Source organism: Streptomyces sp. NPDC007346, from assembly GCF_040703535.1.
Lineage (GTDB): Bacteria > Actinomycetota > Actinomycetes > Streptomycetales > Streptomycetaceae > Streptomyces.
The window spans coordinates 26,623-45,267 of the sequence record NZ_JBEYKR010000047.1 but is presented as its reverse complement, the minus strand read 5'-3'; the positions used below and the strand labels follow the sequence as shown (position 1 = coordinate 45,267).

Sequence of the window (18,645 nt, the reverse complement as noted above, 5' to 3'; positions counted from 1 at the left end):
AGCAGCACAAGGCGCGTACCGCGCTGATCTACCCGTGCGTGCTGATGGGGGTGTCGCTGGCGGTGGTGGTCGGCCTGATGAGCTTCGTGGTGCCCGCACCGGCCCCGCGACGCACCCCCGGCGTTCTCAGGCCCCGGGGGTGCGTCTTCGCACACGACCTTCTACGGGAAGGACCCCATGCGTACCACCAGGATGACATCCATCACGGCCCGGCACCTGCGCCGGGGTGTGCTCCAGGCGGCGGTCGACGCCGGTGCGGCCTGCACCGGCACGGACACGGACACCGACGCCTTCTTCCGCGGCGACGGCGAGACGGACATCGAGTGGGCTCCGCGCCGTACCGCTGCGCTCCGCACCTGCGCGGCCTGCCCGGTTCGCGCCGCGTGCGAGGAACTCGCCCTCCGTAACGGCGAGGGCGACCCGGACGCCGACGAGATCGTACGCGGCGGGCTGACCGGCCCCGAGCTGGCCGCCGCCCGTGACGCCCACGCCGTACGCCTGGCCGTCGCGGTCGCTGCCGACCGGGACACCGAGGGCAGCCTGCTCGACGACCTGATGGCCCGGCGGCACGCCCTGGCCACCAGCTCCACCGAGCGTACGCGGGACGGGAAGCGCATCCCGCCGGCCATCGTCCAGCAGGAGCAGAACGCCGGTATCCGGGCGCTCAACCTGAACATCGTCCAGGCCCGTACCGCCCGCCGGGCGCGCGCCGGTTGGGGGGTGGCGGCATGACCACCGCAGCCCTCCTCACCCGCCCGTCGGCCACCGGCACCTGCCCGAACTGCCGTGGCAACTTCGAGACCTGCTCGTGCGGTGCCTCGCCGCGGCTCCCCCGCCACGAGCTGGACCGTGCTCCCTCGGCCGGCCTCTACGGCGACATGGAGGACGCCGACAACGAAAAGGGCCCGGAGCGGGACGAGACCGACCACTACCACCGGCTCGTACGGCAGCTGGTCGTCGACGGCGACCGCCGCGCGCGCTCGATGGGCCGTCAGACCCCCCGCACGCTCCAGGAGATGGACCCCGGCATGAAGCGCCAGCCGGTACTGAGGCTGGTGGCGCCGCTGACCTTCACCCCGACCGCTCCGGCCGGGCCGGTGGCAGGCGCAGCGTGCGGCAGTTGCGAGGGGGCGGGCGGGAAGGTCGTCGACACCAGCTCCGACGGGGTGTCCCGGCAGCACTGGCAGTCCTGCGGCCCGTGCGGCGGTACGGGGGTGGCCCGGTGAGCAGCTGCGGACACCCGCCCCGCCTCGTCGTCGTCAATTCGAGCGGCGCGGACGGCAAGCAGATTCAGGGCGTGCGGCACGAGCCGTGCCAGTGCGGCGGCGGCAAGAAGTAGCGCTGCTGTGTCCCTCATACGCGCAGCCCGGACCGCGCAGCATCTCGCGGTCCGGGCTCTCACCGCGTACGGCCTGGCCCACCCGGTCACCCGCCTGCTTCTGGCGGCCGCCTCAACGGCGGCGGCCCAGGCGTGGGACCGCGGCTACCCCGTACACACGATCCACGTCTCGGCCCGCACAGATCGGACCCCCGGTGGCCGATGAGCTCCACGTCCGCTACATGGGCGCCCACCGCGTCTGGGCGGAGCACTCCGCCGACTGCGGCACCTGCACCACCACCCTGCCCGGCTGTCCGGACGGCGCCCCGCTCTGGGAGCGGTTCACCCGCCTGCAGGACGCCTACCTCACCCACCTCCGTACGAGAGGCACCTCATGACTGTCACCTCCACCTTCACTTCGGCCCCGGTCGGTCTCACCACCGGGACGGAAGCCGCGTACAGCCCGCCGCCCGCACCCGTCCTCCTGACCAGCCTCCCCACCGAGGCCGGGGCTGACGTGCACATCTACCGGGACACCGACGGCAGCCTCAGCAGCGACTGCACCGGCTGCGGCGAGTACGCCTGGACGCTCGTGACGACCAAGCAGTTCGCCCAGGAGCACGCCGCCACCTGCCTCCGCCCGCCCCGCCAGCTGGCGGCCTGAAGGCGGCCCGCAGACGCACGATCCGCTGAGCCCCGCCCGGCCGCGCTCCGTGCGCGTCACCGGGCGGGGCTCAGCGATGACGGAAGCCGGACAGCCCGGACCACCAGATAGAGCGAGGACACATTCATGGCCCAGACACTTCCCACCGCAGCAGTTCCCGTGGTCATCACTACGCAGATGCTGGAGCAGGCGGCGCAGCTCGCCTGCACCTTCCACCGGCCGTTCTGGACCGGCAACTCCGGCGAGCAGTCCACCGGCGAGGCGGTCGCCCGCCACCTGGAGACCGCCTCAGGCCTGCTCAACTCGTTCGGCTGGACCCGCACCTGGACGATGTCGACTGCTTCGCTCGCCCCGGCCGACGACAACGCGACCACCGAGACCATGCTCCGGCAGCTCCTGGACTACCTCCGCGAAGAGGGCTCCGCCTCCGGCCCGGTCACCGCCGTGACCGCGCTGGGCCGCACCGTAGGGACCGCGTACGGCGACCCCGACACCCGCGACATCGCCCAGGCCATCCTTGACCTGCTCATCCAGGCACTCACCGGCAGCTCGACCGCACGGTTCAGCCCCTGGTCGGAGCGTCTGCACCGCGTCCCTGCGGACATCCGGATCTTGTTCACCGCCGGGGCTCTGTTCGCCCGCACCTACGGACCCGGCACCCCGGGCTTCGAGCGGACAGCCGCCTGACCCGGTCTGCCCGCTGCCTCCCCTGCCCGCCCCGGCCGCGCGCCGGTACGGGCAGGGCCGAGGGGAGCCGGACAGCCCCACCCGCTCCAACCGTCTGCTGAACCCACCTTGCTGAGGAGTACGCAATGACGCGCACGCTCACGACCGACGCCTTCCGCGACCAGCACGGCGACCCCGCCACCTGGAGCGCCGCCACCCTGGACAGCTACCTGGTGATCGGGGAGATCGCCCCGCCGCCCCCGCCGCCCTACACCCACCGTGAGATGCAGGCCGAGGCCGAAGCGTGGCAGGCGTCGGCGGCCGGGCAGCAGAGCCTGGCCGCCGAGCTGGCCCGCAAGGGCCACACCATCGCCGCCGGTATCCACCGGCGCGGAGCGCAGGACGCCCGGCAGCACGCGGAGGCCGCCTGGCTCGGCTGGCCTGCCTACGAAGCGTTCCTCAACGGCTGGTGACGTCGGCCTGCCGGTTGCCTGATCCGCGAACCGCCTCGGACCACAAGGCGTCCGAGGCGGTTCGCGGTGACGGGGAGCCGGACAGCCCGGACCGACAGTCGAGGGAGGCCCCCATGGCCACGACGATCACCCCGCTCCAGCCCGGCACGGAAGCCGCCGCCCAGGCCACCGCGTTCGCGATCTTCGGCAGCGACATCCCGCCGATCGACCCGGAGGACTACGACGGCAGCTGGCGCACCACCCTCCCCGCTATCACAGACGAGTGGGTGGGCGAGGGCCGCTCCGAGCGGCACGCCGCCAGCACCGCGACCGCGATCAACGAACTGCTCGCCACCCAGCAGCGGCACGGCGTCGGCTCGCCGCAGGCACTCACCGCCGGCGACAAGCTCCGGCCGCTGATCGACCGGTGCCGTCACTTCGGCATCGCCACCGCCGACCTTCGGCGGCACGGCGCCCAGCTTCCCGAGAGCTGACGCCGGTTTCGCGCCCGCCCGGCGGGAGCCCTTCCCGGTTTCGTGCCCGCCCCGCGCCGTTTCGCGAGCACGCCCGCCCGCCTCCCGGACCGCCGGCCCTCTTGGGCGGCCGGAGCGGGTAGAGCGGGTGTCCGGTTCGCAAGCAGCCGCCCGCCCAACCGGCCGTTTCGGGAACGCCTCACCGCGTTTCAGGAGCGGCCCCCGCCGTTTCGCGCACGCCTGAATGACCCCCTTCGGAGGACCTCATGACGATCACTGACTGGCCGCGAACCGCGGCCGAGCCCGACCCCGAGACGGCTGCACCGGCTGTCGTTTCGGGAGCACCCGCGCCGGTTTCGCGGACGGCCGATCCCGTTTCGGAGGCGGACGAGTTCGTTTCGGAGACGGAAAGCGGAACCGGAACGAACACCTCCCCCGCAAGGCTGACCGGCACTCAGAAGTGGACGGCCGGAGCGATCGTCGCGTTCGCGCTCGCGCTCGCGGCTATCGGCCTGTACCTGTCCTTCGAGCACGTCGCCCAGTTTGCTCACGAGGAGCTGCGCTTTGGCTCGCTGGGCAAGGGCCAGCTGTTCGCGGTCGGCATCGATGTCGGCATCATGGTGATGATCGCGGTCGACCTGCTGATGGCCTGGCTCAAGCGCCCCATCAGCTGGATTCGCTACCCGGTGTGGCTGCTGACCGCCGCGACCGTCGTCCTCAACGCCGCGTCCGGCGCCCCCAAGGAGCGGGCGTGGCAGTTCCTGGACTACGTCGCAGCCGGCGCGCACGGCGTCGTCCCGGTCCTCTTCATCATGGTGGTGGAGCTGGGCCGCACGTCGATCGACCGCGTTGTCCGGCCTGACCAGGCCGAACGCGATTCGATCCCGTGGCTCCGCTGGGTCCTCGCCCCGGTCGCGACGTCCCGGATCTTCCGCCGGATGCGGCTGTGGGGCGTCACCTCCTACCCGGAGATGACCCGCCGAGATCAGGAGCTCATCGCGTACGAGCAGTGGCTCAAGCGCAAGTACGACGGTGACATCTCCCAGGCGTCCGAGGACGAGCTGCTGCCGATGAAGATGGCGCCGTACGGCTACACCGTCGCCCAGGCCCTGGCCATGCCCGACCAGCAGGACCAGGCAGCTCAGGAGCGTGCGGAGGAGGCCGAGCGCCGCCGCCTGGACGCGGAGACGCGCAGCGAGGTCGCCCAGGCGGAGTCCGCAGCCGAGCGGCTGCGCGCCAAGGGCAAGGTGGAGCTGGTCCAGGCCGAGGTCGACGGCCAGACCGGTCAGGCCCGCGCCCACGCCCGAGCCCAGGTCAGCGCGGCGGAGAAGGCGGCCGAGCTGGAGCAGAAGGCGCTGGAGAACGCGGTGGTCGCCGAAGCCCGCGCCCGCGAGGCGGAGGCGGAGCGCCAGGAGGCCGAGGAACGCAGGGCCGCGGCCGCCGCCGACCTGGAGAAGGCCGGCCTGGAGCGCAAGGCCGCCGAGCAGCGCAAGGCGGCGGCCGAGGCGGATGCGGTCGCCGCTGCGGAGGCCGGGGCGATCGAGACCGAGCGGATCGCTCTGGCCCGCAAGGCGGCGGCCGCCACCGACCTGGAAGCGGCCGGGCTGGAGCACCGGGCGGCTCAGAAGCGGAAGGAAGCTGCGGAGGCCGACCGGGTCGCCGTGGCGGAGGCGCAGGCCATCGAGACCCAGGCCATCGCCGAAGCTCGCAGGGCTGCTGCCGAAGCAGATCGGGCCGCTGCCGAAATCGAAGCCGCTGCTGCCGAAACGCGGCGGGCCGCTGCCGAAACGGCGCGCCTGGAGGCGGAGGAGCAGCGGCAGGCGGAGGTCGTTCTCGCCGACGCCGCGCGGGCCAAGGAGGAGGCTGCCGAAGCCCTGCGGGCTGCTGCCGAAACGCGGCGGGCCGCTGCCGAAACCGAGCTGGCTGCGGTCGAAGCCGAGTTCGCCGCGAAGCTCAAGCCGCGCGAGCGGTCGATCCGCAAGGTCGCCCGGATGATCCTCGCGGTCGGCGGAGACGCCGAGCGGCTGCCGCTCGCCGACATCCAGCGCGAGCTGGCGGTCACCTCGCCCGGCACTGCCTCCGAGTACCGCAAGGAGGCAGCCCAGCTGCTCGCTGACGGCTACGTCCCGGAGCAGTGACCTGCGCATTCACCCATCGGAAAGGAACTCACCATGAGCGCCCTGGAGTACGCGATCGGCCTGGTCCTCAGCCTGATCGCCCTCATCACGATCCTGGCCACGCCGTTCCTGCTGGCCCACTCCCGCAGCCTCTACGACCACGGTCCCGCCTGCTGGTGGTGCCACCCGCGTCTGCTCCCGCGTAAGCGGCGCTGACCTGCGCAAACGAGCTGTTCGACGGTTCCACCGGTCCCCGAGGCGAAGCAAGCGCCTCGGGGACCGGTGAAGGCGCCGAAACGCCACGACAGAGCCTCCCAGACCGCCCCCCGCCCCGAGAAGGAGATCCCCCTCATGGATATCAACGCACTGTTCACGGATGAGGGCCTGCGGGCCTTCACCGCGACCGTCCGCGACCAGCACGTCCGTGACGCCCAGCAGTACGGGCAGATCGCGGACATCGTGCGCCGCCGCCTGGAGCAGACGCCGATCGAGGGCGACCGCTGGATGGCCAAGAGGCTGCGCGCCTGGAAGGTGTCGCGGCAGCTCAGGGCCATGCAGAAGGCGTCCGGCGAGGCCGCGAGCAAGGCGGAGGCCCTGTACGCGACCTACGTCAACGAGGTCCTGGAGCTCCCGCAGCGCCGGGCGGTCGCGGAGGCCAAGAAGCTGGACCGCAAGAACGGCCGCCAGGCCGCCGTCGGCGCGGCCGTCGCGAGCTCGCTGAACAAGACGGTGACCGCGCTCAACACCCCCCAGGAGCAGCCTGCGGGCACGGTTCCGCAGGCGAGGCCGGCGGAGTTCGTGGCCCCGGAGAGCCCCTTCGGGCAGTGGCCGATGGCGGCCGGTGGTGAGCGGCCGACCAGCACGATCAACGACTACTTCGCGAAGGGAGAACAGGGGTGACGACGCCTCGGCAGACGCAAAACCGTGCGAAGCACTGGAACGCGCGGATCGCGGAAGCCCGGAGCGACCAGGAGCGGGCCGGGGTCTGGTACGACGCGTGCCGGACCCTGGCCCGCCAGGCCGAACGCGACGGGAAGCCGAACCTGTGGCCCGCGCTCACCCAGGCGCTGCACGACTTCTACAAGCACAACGGAGGGTGACGAAGTTCTTCTTCATCACCGCCTCCTCCCCGCCGCCTGGAGCACCCTAAGGCGCGCGCGTGTCGTGCGCGCGCGAGGGTGCCCCAGGCGGTGACCGTCTGTCAACTCCGAGAGGGAGACGTCATGGCCGACGACGACGGCCCCAACAACGTGATCAACTTCCCCCGCGTGGGCTACACCGCCCCCGCCGCCCCCCCGGCCGAACCCTCCGCGCAGGTCCCCGCCGATGTCCCGTTCGCGGCTCCCGCAGACCCCTCCCCGGACACCTCGGAGCCGTTTGCACTCGCGACACGGACCGACCCGATGGGTGTCCTCGCGGCCCTTCCGGACCCGGGTCAGGGGGCCCCGTTCGCCGCCGGGCCGGGGGCCGCTGCGGGCCCCGCTGCAGTGGGCGCGGCGGTCCCGGCAACCTTCCGTTCGGAGGGTGCGCAGGCGGCACCGCCTCCGGGTCTGGGGTCGCTGTCCCTGGCGGCGGTCCTCGCGGTGTCCCTCGCGGCGATGCGCGGGATTCACTCCAGCATTGCGACGAGCCGGGCCAGCCGGGAGCAGCGTGAGGCGGTCGCGAAGACCGCGAGCAGCGGCAAGGACGGCGCCTCCAAGGACGGTGCGAAGAAGCCCGTGCCGTCCGGGCCCGAGTACGGCCGTAAAGCCCTCCAGAGCGGTCCTGGCGGCTCGTCAGGGCGGTCCGGCGGCGGTGGTCCGGGCAGGTCCGGGCGGGGCGGCAGCGGGTCGCTCAGCGGCTCGGGAGGCCGGGGGCGCGGCGGGTCGACGACCAAGTCACCCAGCGGCTCTGGCAGCGGTGCCGGAGGCGGGCGCGGACGCGGTCCGGGCGGCGGTTCGGGCTCCAGCTCGGGCGGCGGCCGCACCAACTCCCCCACCAAGAACGGCTCCGGCTCGGGTGGCGGCGGCCGCACCAACTCGCCCTCCAAGAGCGGCTCCGGGATCACCCCGCTCAAGCGCAACTCGCAGGGCGGCGGCCACAGCCTCAAGAAGAACCGCAACCCCGGTGCGGGCTCCGGCTCGGGTGGGTCGGGGGGTTCCGGCTCCGGCAAAGGCCCGAACAACGGCGGCGGTGGCGGCGGGAAGAACCGCGGCCCCGGCGGCGGGTCCGGGTCCTCTGGCGGCTCGCTCTTGAACCGCAAGCGCGGCCCCGGCAGCACCGGGGCCGGAGGCGGCTCGTCCGGCGGTCCGAAGAAGAAGCACGGACCGGGCTCCGGGACGGGAACCGGTAAGGGCACGGGCGGGAAGACCACGCCGACCACGAAGGCCCCCACCACGAAGGGCACCGGCCCCACGAAGGGAACAGGCCCTGGCAAGGGTGCGGGTGGGAAGACCGCGCCCGGGGCGACGCCGAACAAGCCCGGTACCGGCAAGGGAACCGGGGCCGGCCCCAAGAGCGGCACGAAGAAGTCGCCGCGCGGGACGACCGGCCCGGCCGGGATCCTGCGCAAGAAGCCCGGCACCACCACCCCCGGCACCGGCCCGAAAACGAAGCCGAAGAGGAAGGGCGGCAGCGGCTCGGGCACCACGGCGCCCGGCAGCAAGCGCGGCGGCGGAAAGAAGAGCAAGCCCCGCTCCGGCAAGGGCGGGACCGGCCCGGCCTCGGTGCCCAAGGCGCCGGGCGGGAAGTCCCGCAAGGGCAAGAAGCAAGTACTGACGCCGGGCATCGCGCACGGCACGTTCGCGTCATCGGTGAAGCAGGACTGCCGCTGCCGCGCCTGCCGCCGATTCAAGAAGGAGTACAGCCGCAAGGTCCTCGGGGCGATGAAGTCCGCCGCCCGGGGCCGGACCACCTTCGGTGAGGCCGTGCACGAGACCGCCGAGAAGCGGCTCAAACGCCGCCGCAAGAAGATGGGCCCGCCCATCGTGACGAAGGTCAAGGTCAGGAAGTCGAAGAAGAAGTCCGGCCCCAAGACCAAGACCACTAAGCCCGGCAGCACCAAGCCCGCCGGCCCCGCTGCGAAGACGCCCTCCGGTCCCGCTGGAAAGGCACCGTCGGGTCCGGCCGCGAAGGCACCGGCCCGCCGCACGCCCTGGTCCACGGCCAAGGCACGAGCCCGCAAACGCGCCCGGATGCACACCACCACGGTCCCCGCCCCGGCGACCGGAACCACCGTCCCCACCCCGCCCGCGCCGCCGGTACCGCCGGTGCCGCCCAGCCCTCCGGCGACCCCACCGGCTCCGGCCGCCGCCGTGGTCACCGGCCCCACCGCACCGCCCCAGCCGGGACCGCCCGGCCCTGCGGCGGCCGCACCGGCCCCGGCATCTGCGCCCGTCACACCTGCCGCACCCAGTACGGCTCCGACCTCGGTGGGCGGGGGCACGGTGCCGGGCACCGGTCAGCCGCGCCTGACGCCGTTCCAGGCGATGGGCCTGGCGACGGCGGTCCCGGCCCAGGCCGGGCCCATCACGGTCGAACGGGCCGATACTCCCGAGCCCAGCCCGGCGGCGTCCGGCGCGGGCGACCCCGCCGCCAACCCGAGCACGAAGGAGAACAGCGTGAGCACTGCCCCCGACACCCGCGACAGCTGGCTGGCCCAGTGGGGCAGCGGCGGCATCGCGGACATGGACGCCCAGCACCAGACGGAGGTGACCCTCGACGACTCCCTCGACGTCCTCGAGGAGCTCACCGCGCAGTCGTTCAAGGCGCACGAGACCTGCAACAAGCTCTCTGCCAAGGCGAGGCAGATCCGGTACGAGCTGGAGGACCTGGCCGCCGACCTGCGCTCCACGCACAACGTCATCGGCCGCCTGACCGGCGCCGCGATGGCGAAGCTCGCGGAGTCCATGGAGGTGCTGGCCCGCAAGGCCGACGAGATGGCCACCAAGTCCCTGACGGCCGCCGAGCTGTCCGAGAGCGCGGAGAATGCCATGTTCGACGCTTACCGGCCGCTCCAGCAGGCCACCGAGGACACCGGCCTGGCCGTACCCGCCGCCCGCGTCCACAACCAGAACTGAACTGAGAGGAGATCAGCACGTGAGCGACAACCTCCCGGCCATCCCGGGCATGAACCACGGCGTCGCCAGCAGCACCGGCGGTACGGGCGGCGGCGGCCTCGGGTTCCTCGCCCTCGCGGGCCGGACCGCGAAGCTCGCCGCCTCCGCCCTCTTCCTCAAGGAGGGCATGCACCTGCTCCGCTCCCACATGCGGGCCAACTCCAAGGCGGCCCTGCGGCTGTCGGAGATGTGCGGCCAGGCCGAAGTCGAGCCTCGCTTCACCTCGATGATCGAGGACGTCTCCACCGCCCTCACCGGCGTCGCGGAGGCCTCCGGCGACATGGTGAACGCCGCCGACTCCGTCGACAACGACGCCCGCGGCTTCAACAACGCCCACGAGAGCGAGTACCGCCCCGGCTACGAAGCCTCTAACGGCTCCGGAGTCCAGCAGGCCAAGCCCGGCTTCTACCGGCGCACCGGCCGCCGCAACTAACCCAACCCACCACCCCCGCAGCACGGGGCCGCACCCACACCGGGCGCGGCCCCGTACTGCGCCTGCCCCCGAATGGAGGCTGTGTTGAGCACCATCGACCAGGCGGCACCGGCCGTCGACACCACCAAGCGAGTCCCGGGCCACGTCATCTACCGGCGCGTCCTGGCCGAACGCACCTCCTACGCTCTCGCCGCCGCCGGGATGGCCGTCGGCCCGCAGCTGGACGACAGCGCCTGGTCCTACCTCGCCTCCGGCGGCATCGGACTGGGCACCCTGGCCTGGCTGTACGCGAAGACGAAGAACACCGACCAGGGCCAAGGCCTGGGCGCCATCACCCGGGCGCAGCGCGCGATCCCGTTCCTCACGGCCGCCGGCACCTACGTGGCGAACCTGATCACCCCGGGGTTCAACTGGTGGGAGGTCGTCGACGCCGCCGCCTGGGCCGGGCTGATGGGCTGGATGGCGCCGCTCACGCGCAGCGCCGGCCTGGTCCTGGAGCTCACCGAGCACCAGACACCGACCGGCACCGGCACCGGTCCTGTCCGGGAGCTGACGTACACCGAGTTCCTCGCCGCGAAGTGGGCGCAGGCCACCGGCGACGGCACCCGGCTCGTCTCCATCGCCCCGTACCGGGCTGACCGGCCGGACTTCGAAGCCGTCGTCGTCGCCCAGGCCGGGAAGGCCGTCCCCACCTTCACCGAGGTGCAGCTGGCCGCCGCGTTCGACTTCCCCCTCGGCACGGTGAAGATGCGCCCGGTGCAGGGCTCGGGGCCTGGCCGGATGCGGCTGGTCGCCCGCCCGACCTCGGAGGACACCGAGGCCGTGGCCGAAGGCATCCGCGGGCTGTGGGAGACCTCGGTGGCCGCCCCGGGCAAGGCCGCCCCCGGCGTCGGCCTGATCGAGCACCGGACCGAGAAGGACCGCATCGTCCTCCTGGTCGCCTCCCCGCCGGGCAAGACGATCTACCTGCCGCACACGGCGATCTGCTCCGCCTTCGGCATCGACGACCCCTCCCGCCTCGTGATTGAAACGGATGGAATTCGCATGGGTGTTGTATCGATCTACAAGTCGAACCCGCTGATGAAGGTCCGCAAGGCCACCGTCGAAGACCTGACGATGGACGACAAGGGGCGCATCACCATCGGTGTCTGCCACGACGGCAAGCCCGCCCGGATGCGCCTGTGGGAACCGGGCCAGGGCGCGCTGCGCGGTATCACCGCCGGCGTCACCGGCGCAGGCAAGAGCGTGCTGCAGAACCTGATCCTCGCCGGGGAGAAGCGCTCCGGCGTCGTCTCCTGGGTCGGCGACGTCCAGGGCGGCATGTCCCTCCCCGAGGCGGAGGGCAGGGTCGACTGGTTCGCCAAGGGCCCGGTCGAAACACTGCTGATGCTCACGGCCGCGCACGCGGTCATGAAGTACCGCGAGCGGCTGTCCAACGAGATGGGGCGCGGCGACTTCGCGCTGGGCAAGCCGTGGCCGCTCATCAACATCACGCTGGACGAGATCAACCGGCTGCTGTCCCACCCGGACGAAGCGATGCGCAAGGCCACCGCCTACCTCATCGCTGACATCCAGAAGACCGGCCGGAAGGTCGGCATCGGTATCCGGCTCGCCGTGCAGTCCCTGCATCTCAAGGACCTCGGTGACGACGACGCGATCCGCCAGCAGGGCAAGGTCGGCGCGCTGTTCCTCATGCGGACCGCGAGTTCGTCCACCAAGGAGATGGGCCTGGACGGCATCGCCCCGGCCGGTTTCCAGATGGAGAACATCCCCGCCCGGATCTACGAGAACGGGCAGATCGAAGCGCTGTTCTCCGGCCAGGACGACGAGGACGGCGAGAGCACGGCCGGGATGGCGTACATGTTCCTGGACGGCCGGGCGAAGTTCATGCGCACCTTCTTCGCCCAGAAGGTCGACGGGGTCTACCCCGATCTGATCGCCCTGTACGGCGAGGAACCGGCGAACGGACTCACCCGGGGCGAGGCGGAGGCCGCGCAGGTCAAGGTCGGCCTCTACGACTTGCGGCACACCAACCCGTACGCCGACTGCGACACCCTCGCCCAGGCCTTCTCCGATGCACCCGGCAGCACCCCAGCAGCCAGCACCCCGGCTCCCGCACCCGGCACCGGCACCGGCACCGACGGTGACGGCGGCGGCGAAGCCCCCGCACCTGCCCCCTTCGGGGCGCCGTTCGCGGACATCCCGTTCGGCCTCGACAACGACCCCGGCGAGGAGCCCGGCCTCCAGGACCAGATCCTCGACCTCCTCGCCGACGGGCCCAAGCCGCTCAAGGACCTGCGCGCCGCGCTGCCGGACTTCCAGCCTTCCAGCGTCAGCAACGCCTGCTCCCAGCTCAAGGCGAAGGGCCTGGCCACCACGCGCAAGCGCGGCGTCTGGCAGCTCACCGACAGCTGACCCGCACCCCTGACACCCCAACTCACCGAAGGAAACGAACCGTGGCCCTGTCGATCTCCCTGGTCGTCCTGCTCGGCATCATCGTCGTCATCCTCGTGCGCACCGGCTACCAGCGGATCCTGCCGGGCACCGCCGTCCTGCTGTTCGGCTTCTTCCTCGCCGGCACCGGCATCGCCCCCACGGTCAACAGCGCCGTCTCCTCCCTCACCGGCTGGATCGGAAGCTTCTGACCAGCCCCAATCCCCGCCCCTCTGCGCCCTCCCCGCCCACCCGGCGGGGAGGGCGCCCCGCTTCCCCCCCTCGAACCGGAGATCACCGTGGACTTCGAGCCCATCACCCGCCCGCTCACCGACGCCGAAGCCAGGGCCGAAGCCGAGCGGATCATCACCCAGTCCTTCCAGCCCGAGACGCCGCCCGTACGGCACTTCCCGACGTCCTTCCGCGACCCCACACCGCCGCCCGCGTACGGCGACACCCCGCCCGTCCATCAGGACGACAAGCGGATCGTCCCGGCCTGGGCGGCCGGGATCGCGGTCGCCTCCATCGGCGTCGGCGCGGGCATCACCGGCATCGGCTGCGGGGCCTGGCTCGTACTCCAGGGCCTGGCCTCCGTCACGCTCTACGGCGTCCTGATGGTGACCCTGCCGTTCGCGGGCCTCGCCATGGTCGCCACCGCCATCGGCGGCGCGGTCAGCAAGGCCCGCCAGTCGGTGTCCAAGACGGTCTACGAGGGCCCGGTCGTGCAGAACACGCAGATCAACAACACCAGCAACCAGCGCGGGATGTTCTCCCGCACCCGCAACGACGTCCGCTGAACTCCGGACGCCCTGCCTCGCATCCGACACCGCCCGCCAGCCGGGCCTCGGGTGCGGGACAGGCCGTCCGGCCTCACCGGTCAGTCGTAGTCGATCCAGATCCGGCCGTAGTCATCGACCTCAGCGTCCCGGATCTGCCCGTCCACGATCGCCCGGTCGATCGTCACCTCGACGTCCTCTTCCACGTCGAGCCACAGCACACCGTCGTCGTCGGTGAACGCGGGCCAGATCGTCCCGTCCGTGTCCACGACCTGGTCGAAGACGATCTCCACCGGCTCATCCCGGGTGAACCACCCCATCGCAGCCGCCCCCTTCACCCTCTGCCGATTCCGTCGCTCACAGCTTGGCCCACTCGCACGCTCCGTGAACCCCGCATCACCAACAAGGAGTTGCCCCATGCAGAACGACAACGCCCCCCGCACCGAGCGCCAGGACCTCGCCCACCTCCCCGTGCCCTTCCCGAAGACACCGCCCAAGGAATCCGTACTCGCGGCGCTGCGCACCTGGTGGGACAAGGCGTGGGAGGACGACGGCGTCCTGAACCTGATGTGGATGGACATCCTCAACGTCCCCCAGGACGGGCTGCGGCACATGGCGCCCTGGATCCGGGCCGTCCTGATGCTGACCGCAGCGTCCTTCGTCCTGCTGGCGGTCCTTGCCGCCGGTGAAGCCGTCCTCCAGGCGCTCCACCAGCTGCTCACCATGGTGCCGACGGTGCAGGTCGGCGTCGACACCTCCGACAGCGTGCTCGCCATCGTCGACCAGCCGGTCCGCACCTACATCGCCCAGCACTCCGCCGGCCTCCCGATCGCCGCCTCCACCGTCTACACGCTGTGGCTGGCCACCGGCATCGCCGCTCTGGTCCTCGGCTACTTCACCCGGAGCAACGCCCTGCGGGCGATGTGGACCGGCTGGGGCGCGGCCACGGTGTTCATGGTCTGGACGGCCACCCCGGACACCAGCCGCACCGTCGCGGTCGCCCTGGCGGTCCTCGCCTGGACGCTCCTGTCCGCCGTCGCACTGCACGGGCTGACCCTGCGCCGCACCGTCGGCCACCCGGCCCACCCCGCGACGCCCCCCGCCCGGCCCGACGTCCACATCCACCTGCCCGCCCCGGCCGCCGACCGGCACAGCAACTGCCCCTTCCGGGACTGATTCCGGTCGCTCCGCCTGGCCCTCGCCCACCCGCACCCGGGTGGGCGAGGACCGGACAGGCCGACCGGCCTGAACCACCGAGAAGGGACCCACACCATGACCGTCGAAACCCGCGACGAGACGATCCGCTACACCGCCGACGTCGTCCTCCTCGCCGCCGGCCACGTCCTGCTCATCCAGCGCCGCTGGGACCCCCACGCCGGATCCTGGGCCCTTCCGGGTGGTCACGTCGACGCCGGGGAGGCGTCCCTCCAGGCCGCCGTGCGCGAGCTGGAGGAAGAGACCGGCATCCCCGTCGCCGCCGACGCCCTGCGGCAGGTCGGCGCGTTCGATGCTCCGGGCCGCGACCCGCGAGGCCGGTACGTCACCGTCGCCTACACCGCGACCCTCCCCGAGCTCACCGCACCCACCGCCCTGGACGACGCGGCCGACGCCCGCTGGTGGCCCCTGACCGCACTCCCGGACCTGGCGTTCGACCACGCCGCCATCCTCGCCGCCACCACGCGCTGACCCGGCCGCCCGCCCGGTCCTCACCCTGCTCCCGGGGGTGAGGACCGGACAGGCCGCCCGGCCACCTGCCACACCCCACGCCCCGCCGTCGCTCTTCGCCGGTGGGGCGCAGCACTGCCCGCCATCAACCCGTTGGAGGACAACCCGTGCTCATCCCCCGCCCGCGTCGCAGGGTCGGCCGGCCCCGCCCGCAGCGCCCCGGCCCCCGCTACCCGCTGCCCCAGCGCCGCCTCCCCGGTACCTGGAACCGGTGATGCCACGCCCCCGGAAGAAGCGCCGCCGCGAGATCACGAAGGTGCCGCGCAGCGACGCGATGCTCGAGGAGTTCGACCGGCGCTCCTGCCCCGAGGGCCTGGTCACCCGCAGGCAGTTACGCGACCGCGGACTGAGCCCCGGCGGGCACGGCCCCGTCGCGGTCCTGCGCTGCAAGGGGTGCTCCTACCGGCCCGGCCAGGCGTGCATCCATCCCACCCGGGCCTGGCTCTACAGCGTGGAACTCGCCCGGCCGAAGCGCACGCCGACGCTCGCGCAGGAAGAAGCGCTGGACCGGGCCATGGCCGCGAGGTCCACATGCCCGGACTGCCGGCGCCGCTATTACTTCTGCCTGCCGCTGCGCACCCAGGGGCGCTGCGACCCCTGCGACAAGGGCTACGAGCCCAGCCCCGACACCTACTTCACCTCCACGGCCCCGGTCGCCCACCGGCTCGCCGCCTGAACCCCTCCAGAAGGAGACCGCCATGCTCAGCAGCCTGTTCACCCGCCCCGCCCCCGCCCTCCCTCCCGTCGACGCGCCCGAGACCTGGACGCCGGAGGGAACGCTCGTCTCTCAGCGCTACCGGGCGCTGGAGGGCGCGACCGTCCTCGTCTACACCGCCGCCGCCGACCGCGGCACCGCGTACTACGCCGCCGCGTGCCTGGGCTGCACCTACCGCGCGGACGAGACCACCGCGCACAACCGGATGTCGGAGACGGAAGCAGCCAAGGCCGCCAACGCACACGCGACGACCTGCCGGGCGATGCCACGCGGTGTGCCCGCCCGGCCCGAGGACCCCGAGGCCGTCGAACTCGTCCGCTCCCGGCTGTGGCGCCACCGCTACGGCAAGGCGCCGCACCCGGTGCACCTCGCCGACTTCAACGCACTGCGCGTCGACATCCAGCGCCCCACCCACTGGATCAAGGCGCTGCTGGAGTCCCTCGTGCAGACCGAACCCGGCTTCCTCACCACGGCGCCCACCAGCGACGGGCAGGGCATCCGATTCATGGTCCAGCCCTTCCGCCGGCCCTGACCATGCGCGCCCGAACCGCCCTGCTGGTCGCGGCCGCCGTGCCCGTCACGGTCTTCGCGGCCGCCGCCGTCCTCAAAGCCAACCGCTGGCGGCTGTACGCCGACCGGCACCGCATCCACCTCACGCCCGTCGCCCGCCGCTCCTGCCCCGACTGCCGGGGCGCGGGCGGCTGGTGGACCGGCGGGCCGTTCCCGGAGATGGAGGCGTGCGGCTGCTGGTCCGAGCGGCGCGAGCTCCGCATCCGGCTCCTGCCCGTCCCGGCCTGGCCGGACGAGGAACCGTTCTGAACACCTCCGCCCCGGCCGCACAGGCCGGGGCGGAGACGCACCGGGGGTCGGCCGCAGCATCGGCAAAGAGGCCGGCCGCCCCCGCACCCCTTCACCCGTATCCGAGATCAGGAGACCCACCAGCATGCCCCACCGCCTCACCACCGAGCGCCTGGCCCTCTTCGCGACCCTCCTGGCGACCTTCGGTGAACTGCATCCCGCCTGCGACCACTGGGCCCAGGGCAGCAAGACCGCGTCCCGGAAGCGGCTGTACGGCGAGGACCTGGTCCACGCCGACGGCACCCCCGCCGCGCCGGACTCCACCCGGCCGACCATGACCACCAGCACCCTCGGCAGGCGCGCGGTCGCCTGCCACGTCGCCTCGTACACCGCCGTGCAGCTGGCCGCGACGATCGGCGTCACCCGGGCGTTCGGCTACCGGGTCGCCCCGGCCGCTCTCCTCGCCGGAGCGGCCATCAACGCCGGAACTCACGCCGCGATCGACCGCGGTGCTGTTCTTCTGTGGCTGGCGAAGAAGACCAAGAAGACCGGCTACATCGAGCACTGCCAGGCGGTCCGCCTCGACGACGAGGGCACGCTCACCCGGGAGGTGAACGGGCCGGGCAGCGCGTGGATGGAGCTGGACGCCGCGCTCCACCGTGCTGTCGGGATCGGCGCGGCCGCCGTCACTACCTGGCTCGCCACGCGCCCCGGTGCCCGCTGAGATGGCGAGCGAGAAGGCGACGAATCCGCCCCGCCGGGAGTGCCGGCAGTGCTGGTTCCACGCGTACGCCAGCCGTGAGGCCCACGCGGGGCTCGGCCCGCGTGAGGACTGCCCGCAGTGCGTGGACCACATGATCAACGGCCACCCCGACCACATGATCGTCCGCTGACGGCGCCGCACAACGCCGCCGTCCTACTCCCCACCACGCCGGGCAGCGCCCCGATCCCGCGCTGCCTGGCACCCCTTCTCCTGAGGAGATCCGCATGGCACGCAACCTCAAGCCCGTCACCTGGTACATGACCACCCCCGCCGACGGGATCATCGAAATGTCCCGCCAGGCCGGAACGCCGGTCAGCCTCCCCGACGCCGTCGGCCAGGTCATCGACCACCCCAACCCCTGCGCCAACAAGTGGTTCGACGAGAGCCCCTTCTCGTACTTCCGCATGGTCAAGCGGGTGGGCGAAGCGCTGGAGGACACCGGAATCTGGCTCGCCACCTGGCCGGTCCGGCTCTGGATCGTGGAGCCGGTCGGCGACGCCGGGAACTGGAGCCACCAGCACTACCCCTACCGGATGGTCGCCCACCAGATCCGCGTGCTGGAGGAGACCGACCCGTGGCCCGCGCTCGGTGCCGGCGGCCGGGAGGTCCTGGACGTCATCCACGAGCAGATCCCCGAGCGGGCCCTGCGGTGGGCCACCGACTGGGACGCCGACCCCGAGGGCATGGAGGAGCGGCGCCGGAACTGGCGCCTGTGCGGGACCCGGGACATCGGCCGCGGGGAGTGGGCGCAGGCCGCGGCCGACATGACCGCCTACGCCAGCCGCGAATCCGCCGCCCAGCGCTGGGCCGAGCAGCTGGCCACCGACACCGTCGAACGGATCCTCGCCGCCACCGACTTCAGTCAGGACGCGGTCCACTACGCACGCCGCCGCGCCGCCGAGCTCACCGTCGCCACCCAGCACCAGACCCGGCTCAGCCCGTACGTCCTCGACGCGCTGCGCGGTGTCCGCCTCGACGCCGCGTCGGCCGTCGCCGCCTGACCCACACGACAGCCCGGCGGCTACGGCTTCATGCCGAGGCCGCCGCCCTCCCCACCGGAAGGCACCATGACCGCCCTGACCCTTCCCGCCGGTGCGCTCTGTGCGCTGATCGGCCCGCCGGGCGTCGGCAAGTCCACCTTCGCCCGCCAGCACTTCAAGCCCACCGAGATCGTCTCCTCGGACTTCTGCCGAGCTCTGGTAGCCGACGACTTCT

Annotated in this window: 25 protein-coding genes and 1 pseudogene; 25 read left to right on the top strand and 1 reads right to left on the bottom strand. The window is 72.5% G+C overall.

Annotated features, from left to right (window positions below):
* The first annotated feature begins 177 nt into the window (after positions 1 to 177).
* The 16 genes from AB0917_RS15075 to AB0917_RS15000 all read left to right on the top strand — a co-directional run bounded on the left by AB0917_RS15075 (position 178) and on the right by AB0917_RS15000 (position 13,450).
* A complete protein-coding gene (locus AB0917_RS15075) occupies positions 178 to 732 on the top strand; it encodes a WhiB family transcriptional regulator (RefSeq protein WP_366819959.1) in 555 nt (184 codons plus the stop codon).
* A complete protein-coding gene (locus AB0917_RS15070; protein WP_366819958.1) occupies positions 729 to 1,226 on the top strand; it encodes a hypothetical protein in 498 nt (165 codons plus the stop codon). Before AB0917_RS15075 ends, AB0917_RS15070 begins: the two co-directional genes overlap by 4 nt.
* A 307-nt stretch (positions 1,227 to 1,533) precedes the next feature.
* On the top strand, positions 1,534 to 1,716 hold the full coding sequence (locus AB0917_RS15065; RefSeq protein WP_366819957.1) for a hypothetical protein: 183 nt from the start codon (positions 1,534 to 1,536) through the stop codon (positions 1,714 to 1,716).
* Positions 1,713 to 1,982, top strand: a complete 270-nt coding sequence (locus tag AB0917_RS15060; RefSeq protein ID WP_366819956.1) for a hypothetical protein — start codon at positions 1,713 to 1,715, stop codon at positions 1,980 to 1,982. Before AB0917_RS15065 ends, AB0917_RS15060 begins: the two co-directional genes overlap by 4 nt.
* Before the next feature lie 126 nt (positions 1,983 to 2,108).
* The gene (locus tag AB0917_RS15055) at positions 2,109 to 2,669 is read left to right on the top strand and encodes a hypothetical protein (RefSeq protein WP_366819955.1); all 561 of its coding nucleotides are present in this window, start codon (positions 2,109 to 2,111) and stop codon (positions 2,667 to 2,669) included.
* Between the two features lie 125 nt (positions 2,670 to 2,794).
* Positions 2,795 to 3,121, top strand: a complete 327-nt coding sequence (locus tag AB0917_RS15050) for a hypothetical protein (RefSeq protein ID WP_366819954.1) — start codon at positions 2,795 to 2,797, stop codon at positions 3,119 to 3,121.
* 113 nt (positions 3,122 to 3,234) lie between these two features.
* On the top strand, positions 3,235 to 3,594 hold the full coding sequence (locus AB0917_RS15045; RefSeq protein ID WP_366819953.1) for a hypothetical protein: 360 nt from the start codon (positions 3,235 to 3,237) through the stop codon (positions 3,592 to 3,594).
* Between the two features lie 245 nt (positions 3,595 to 3,839).
* Positions 3,840 to 5,711, top strand: coding sequence for a DUF2637 domain-containing protein (locus AB0917_RS15040; protein WP_366819952.1), 1,872 nt, complete (start codon positions 3,840 to 3,842; stop codon positions 5,709 to 5,711).
* Positions 5,712 to 5,744: 33 nt separating this feature from the next.
* Complete coding sequence (locus AB0917_RS15035; protein WP_366819951.1) at positions 5,745 to 5,906, top strand: hypothetical protein; 162 nt, start codon at positions 5,745 to 5,747, stop codon at positions 5,904 to 5,906.
* 135 nt (positions 5,907 to 6,041) lie between these two features.
* Positions 6,042 to 6,590, top strand: a complete 549-nt coding sequence (locus AB0917_RS15030) for a hypothetical protein (RefSeq protein WP_366819950.1) — start codon at positions 6,042 to 6,044, stop codon at positions 6,588 to 6,590.
* Positions 6,587 to 6,790, top strand: a complete 204-nt coding sequence (locus AB0917_RS15025) for a hypothetical protein (RefSeq protein WP_364969462.1) — start codon at positions 6,587 to 6,589, stop codon at positions 6,788 to 6,790. Before AB0917_RS15030 ends, AB0917_RS15025 begins: the two co-directional genes overlap by 4 nt.
* Positions 6,791 to 6,913: 123 nt before the next feature.
* Positions 6,914 to 9,748 carry a hypothetical protein gene (locus AB0917_RS15020; RefSeq protein ID WP_366819949.1) on the top strand — a complete coding sequence of 945 codons (2,835 nt, stop codon included), beginning with the start codon at positions 6,914 to 6,916 and terminating at the stop codon, positions 9,746 to 9,748.
* Positions 9,749 to 9,767: 19 nt separating this feature from the next.
* Positions 9,768 to 10,220 carry a conjugal transfer protein TraB gene (locus AB0917_RS15015; protein ID WP_366819948.1) on the top strand — a complete coding sequence of 151 codons (453 nt, stop codon included), beginning with the start codon at positions 9,768 to 9,770 and terminating at the stop codon, positions 10,218 to 10,220.
* Positions 10,221 to 10,304: 84 nt separating this feature from the next.
* Positions 10,305 to 12,635, top strand: coding sequence for a hypothetical protein (locus AB0917_RS15010; protein ID WP_366819947.1), 2,331 nt, complete (start codon positions 10,305 to 10,307; stop codon positions 12,633 to 12,635).
* Positions 12,636 to 12,676: 41 nt separating this feature from the next.
* The gene (locus AB0917_RS15005) at positions 12,677 to 12,865 is read left to right on the top strand and encodes a hypothetical protein (protein WP_366819946.1); all 189 of its coding nucleotides are present in this window, start codon (positions 12,677 to 12,679) and stop codon (positions 12,863 to 12,865) included.
* Between the two features lie 87 nt (positions 12,866 to 12,952).
* Complete coding sequence (locus AB0917_RS15000; RefSeq protein WP_366819945.1) at positions 12,953 to 13,450, top strand: hypothetical protein; 498 nt, start codon at positions 12,953 to 12,955, stop codon at positions 13,448 to 13,450.
* A gap of 80 nt (positions 13,451 to 13,530) precedes the next feature.
* Here the strand turns inward: AB0917_RS15000 and AB0917_RS14995 are convergent, their stop codons facing one another.
* The gene (locus tag AB0917_RS14995; RefSeq protein ID WP_124266615.1) at positions 13,531 to 13,749 is read right to left on the bottom strand and encodes a hypothetical protein; all 219 of its coding nucleotides are present in this window, start codon (positions 13,747 to 13,749) and stop codon (positions 13,531 to 13,533) included.
* A 97-nt stretch (positions 13,750 to 13,846) separates the two neighbouring features.
* On the opposite strand from AB0917_RS14995, the gene AB0917_RS14990 reads away from it, so the two are divergent.
* The 9 genes and pseudogenes from AB0917_RS14990 to AB0917_RS14950 all read left to right on the top strand — a co-directional run.
* A complete protein-coding gene (locus tag AB0917_RS14990) occupies positions 13,847 to 14,605 on the top strand; it encodes a hypothetical protein (protein WP_366819944.1) in 759 nt (252 codons plus the stop codon).
* A 96-nt stretch (positions 14,606 to 14,701) separates the two neighbouring features.
* Complete coding sequence (locus tag AB0917_RS14985) at positions 14,702 to 15,115, top strand: NUDIX hydrolase (protein ID WP_366819943.1); 414 nt, start codon at positions 14,702 to 14,704, stop codon at positions 15,113 to 15,115.
* Between the two features lie 253 nt (positions 15,116 to 15,368).
* A complete protein-coding gene (locus AB0917_RS14980) occupies positions 15,369 to 15,830 on the top strand; it encodes an RRQRL motif-containing zinc-binding protein (RefSeq protein WP_366819942.1) in 462 nt (153 codons plus the stop codon).
* 22 nt (positions 15,831 to 15,852) lie between these two features.
* Positions 15,853 to 16,401 (top strand): hypothetical protein, encoded by a 549-nt coding sequence (locus tag AB0917_RS14975; protein ID WP_366819941.1) that lies wholly within the window; start codon positions 15,853 to 15,855, stop codon positions 16,399 to 16,401.
* Positions 16,402 to 16,403: 2 nt separating this feature from the next.
* Positions 16,404 to 16,688 (top strand): hypothetical protein, encoded by a 285-nt coding sequence (locus tag AB0917_RS14970; protein WP_366819940.1) that lies wholly within the window; start codon positions 16,404 to 16,406, stop codon positions 16,686 to 16,688.
* A gap of 124 nt (positions 16,689 to 16,812) precedes the next feature.
* Positions 16,813 to 17,391, top strand: a complete 579-nt coding sequence (locus AB0917_RS14965; RefSeq protein WP_366819939.1) for a hypothetical protein — start codon at positions 16,813 to 16,815, stop codon at positions 17,389 to 17,391.
* A 1-nt stretch (position 17,392) separates the two neighbouring features.
* Positions 17,393 to 17,560, top strand: a complete 168-nt coding sequence (locus tag AB0917_RS14960) for a pRL2-8 (protein WP_266429972.1) — start codon at positions 17,393 to 17,395, stop codon at positions 17,558 to 17,560.
* A 94-nt stretch (positions 17,561 to 17,654) separates the two neighbouring features.
* Positions 17,655 to 18,431: a hypothetical protein gene (locus AB0917_RS14955; protein ID WP_366819938.1), complete on the top strand. Its 777-nt coding sequence runs from the start codon at positions 17,655 to 17,657 to the stop codon at positions 18,429 to 18,431.
* A gap of 66 nt (positions 18,432 to 18,497) precedes the next feature.
* Positions 18,498 to 18,641, top strand: a pseudogene (locus tag AB0917_RS14950) (AAA family ATPase); the annotation flags it as partial.
* Positions 18,642 to 18,645 lie beyond the last annotated feature (4 nt).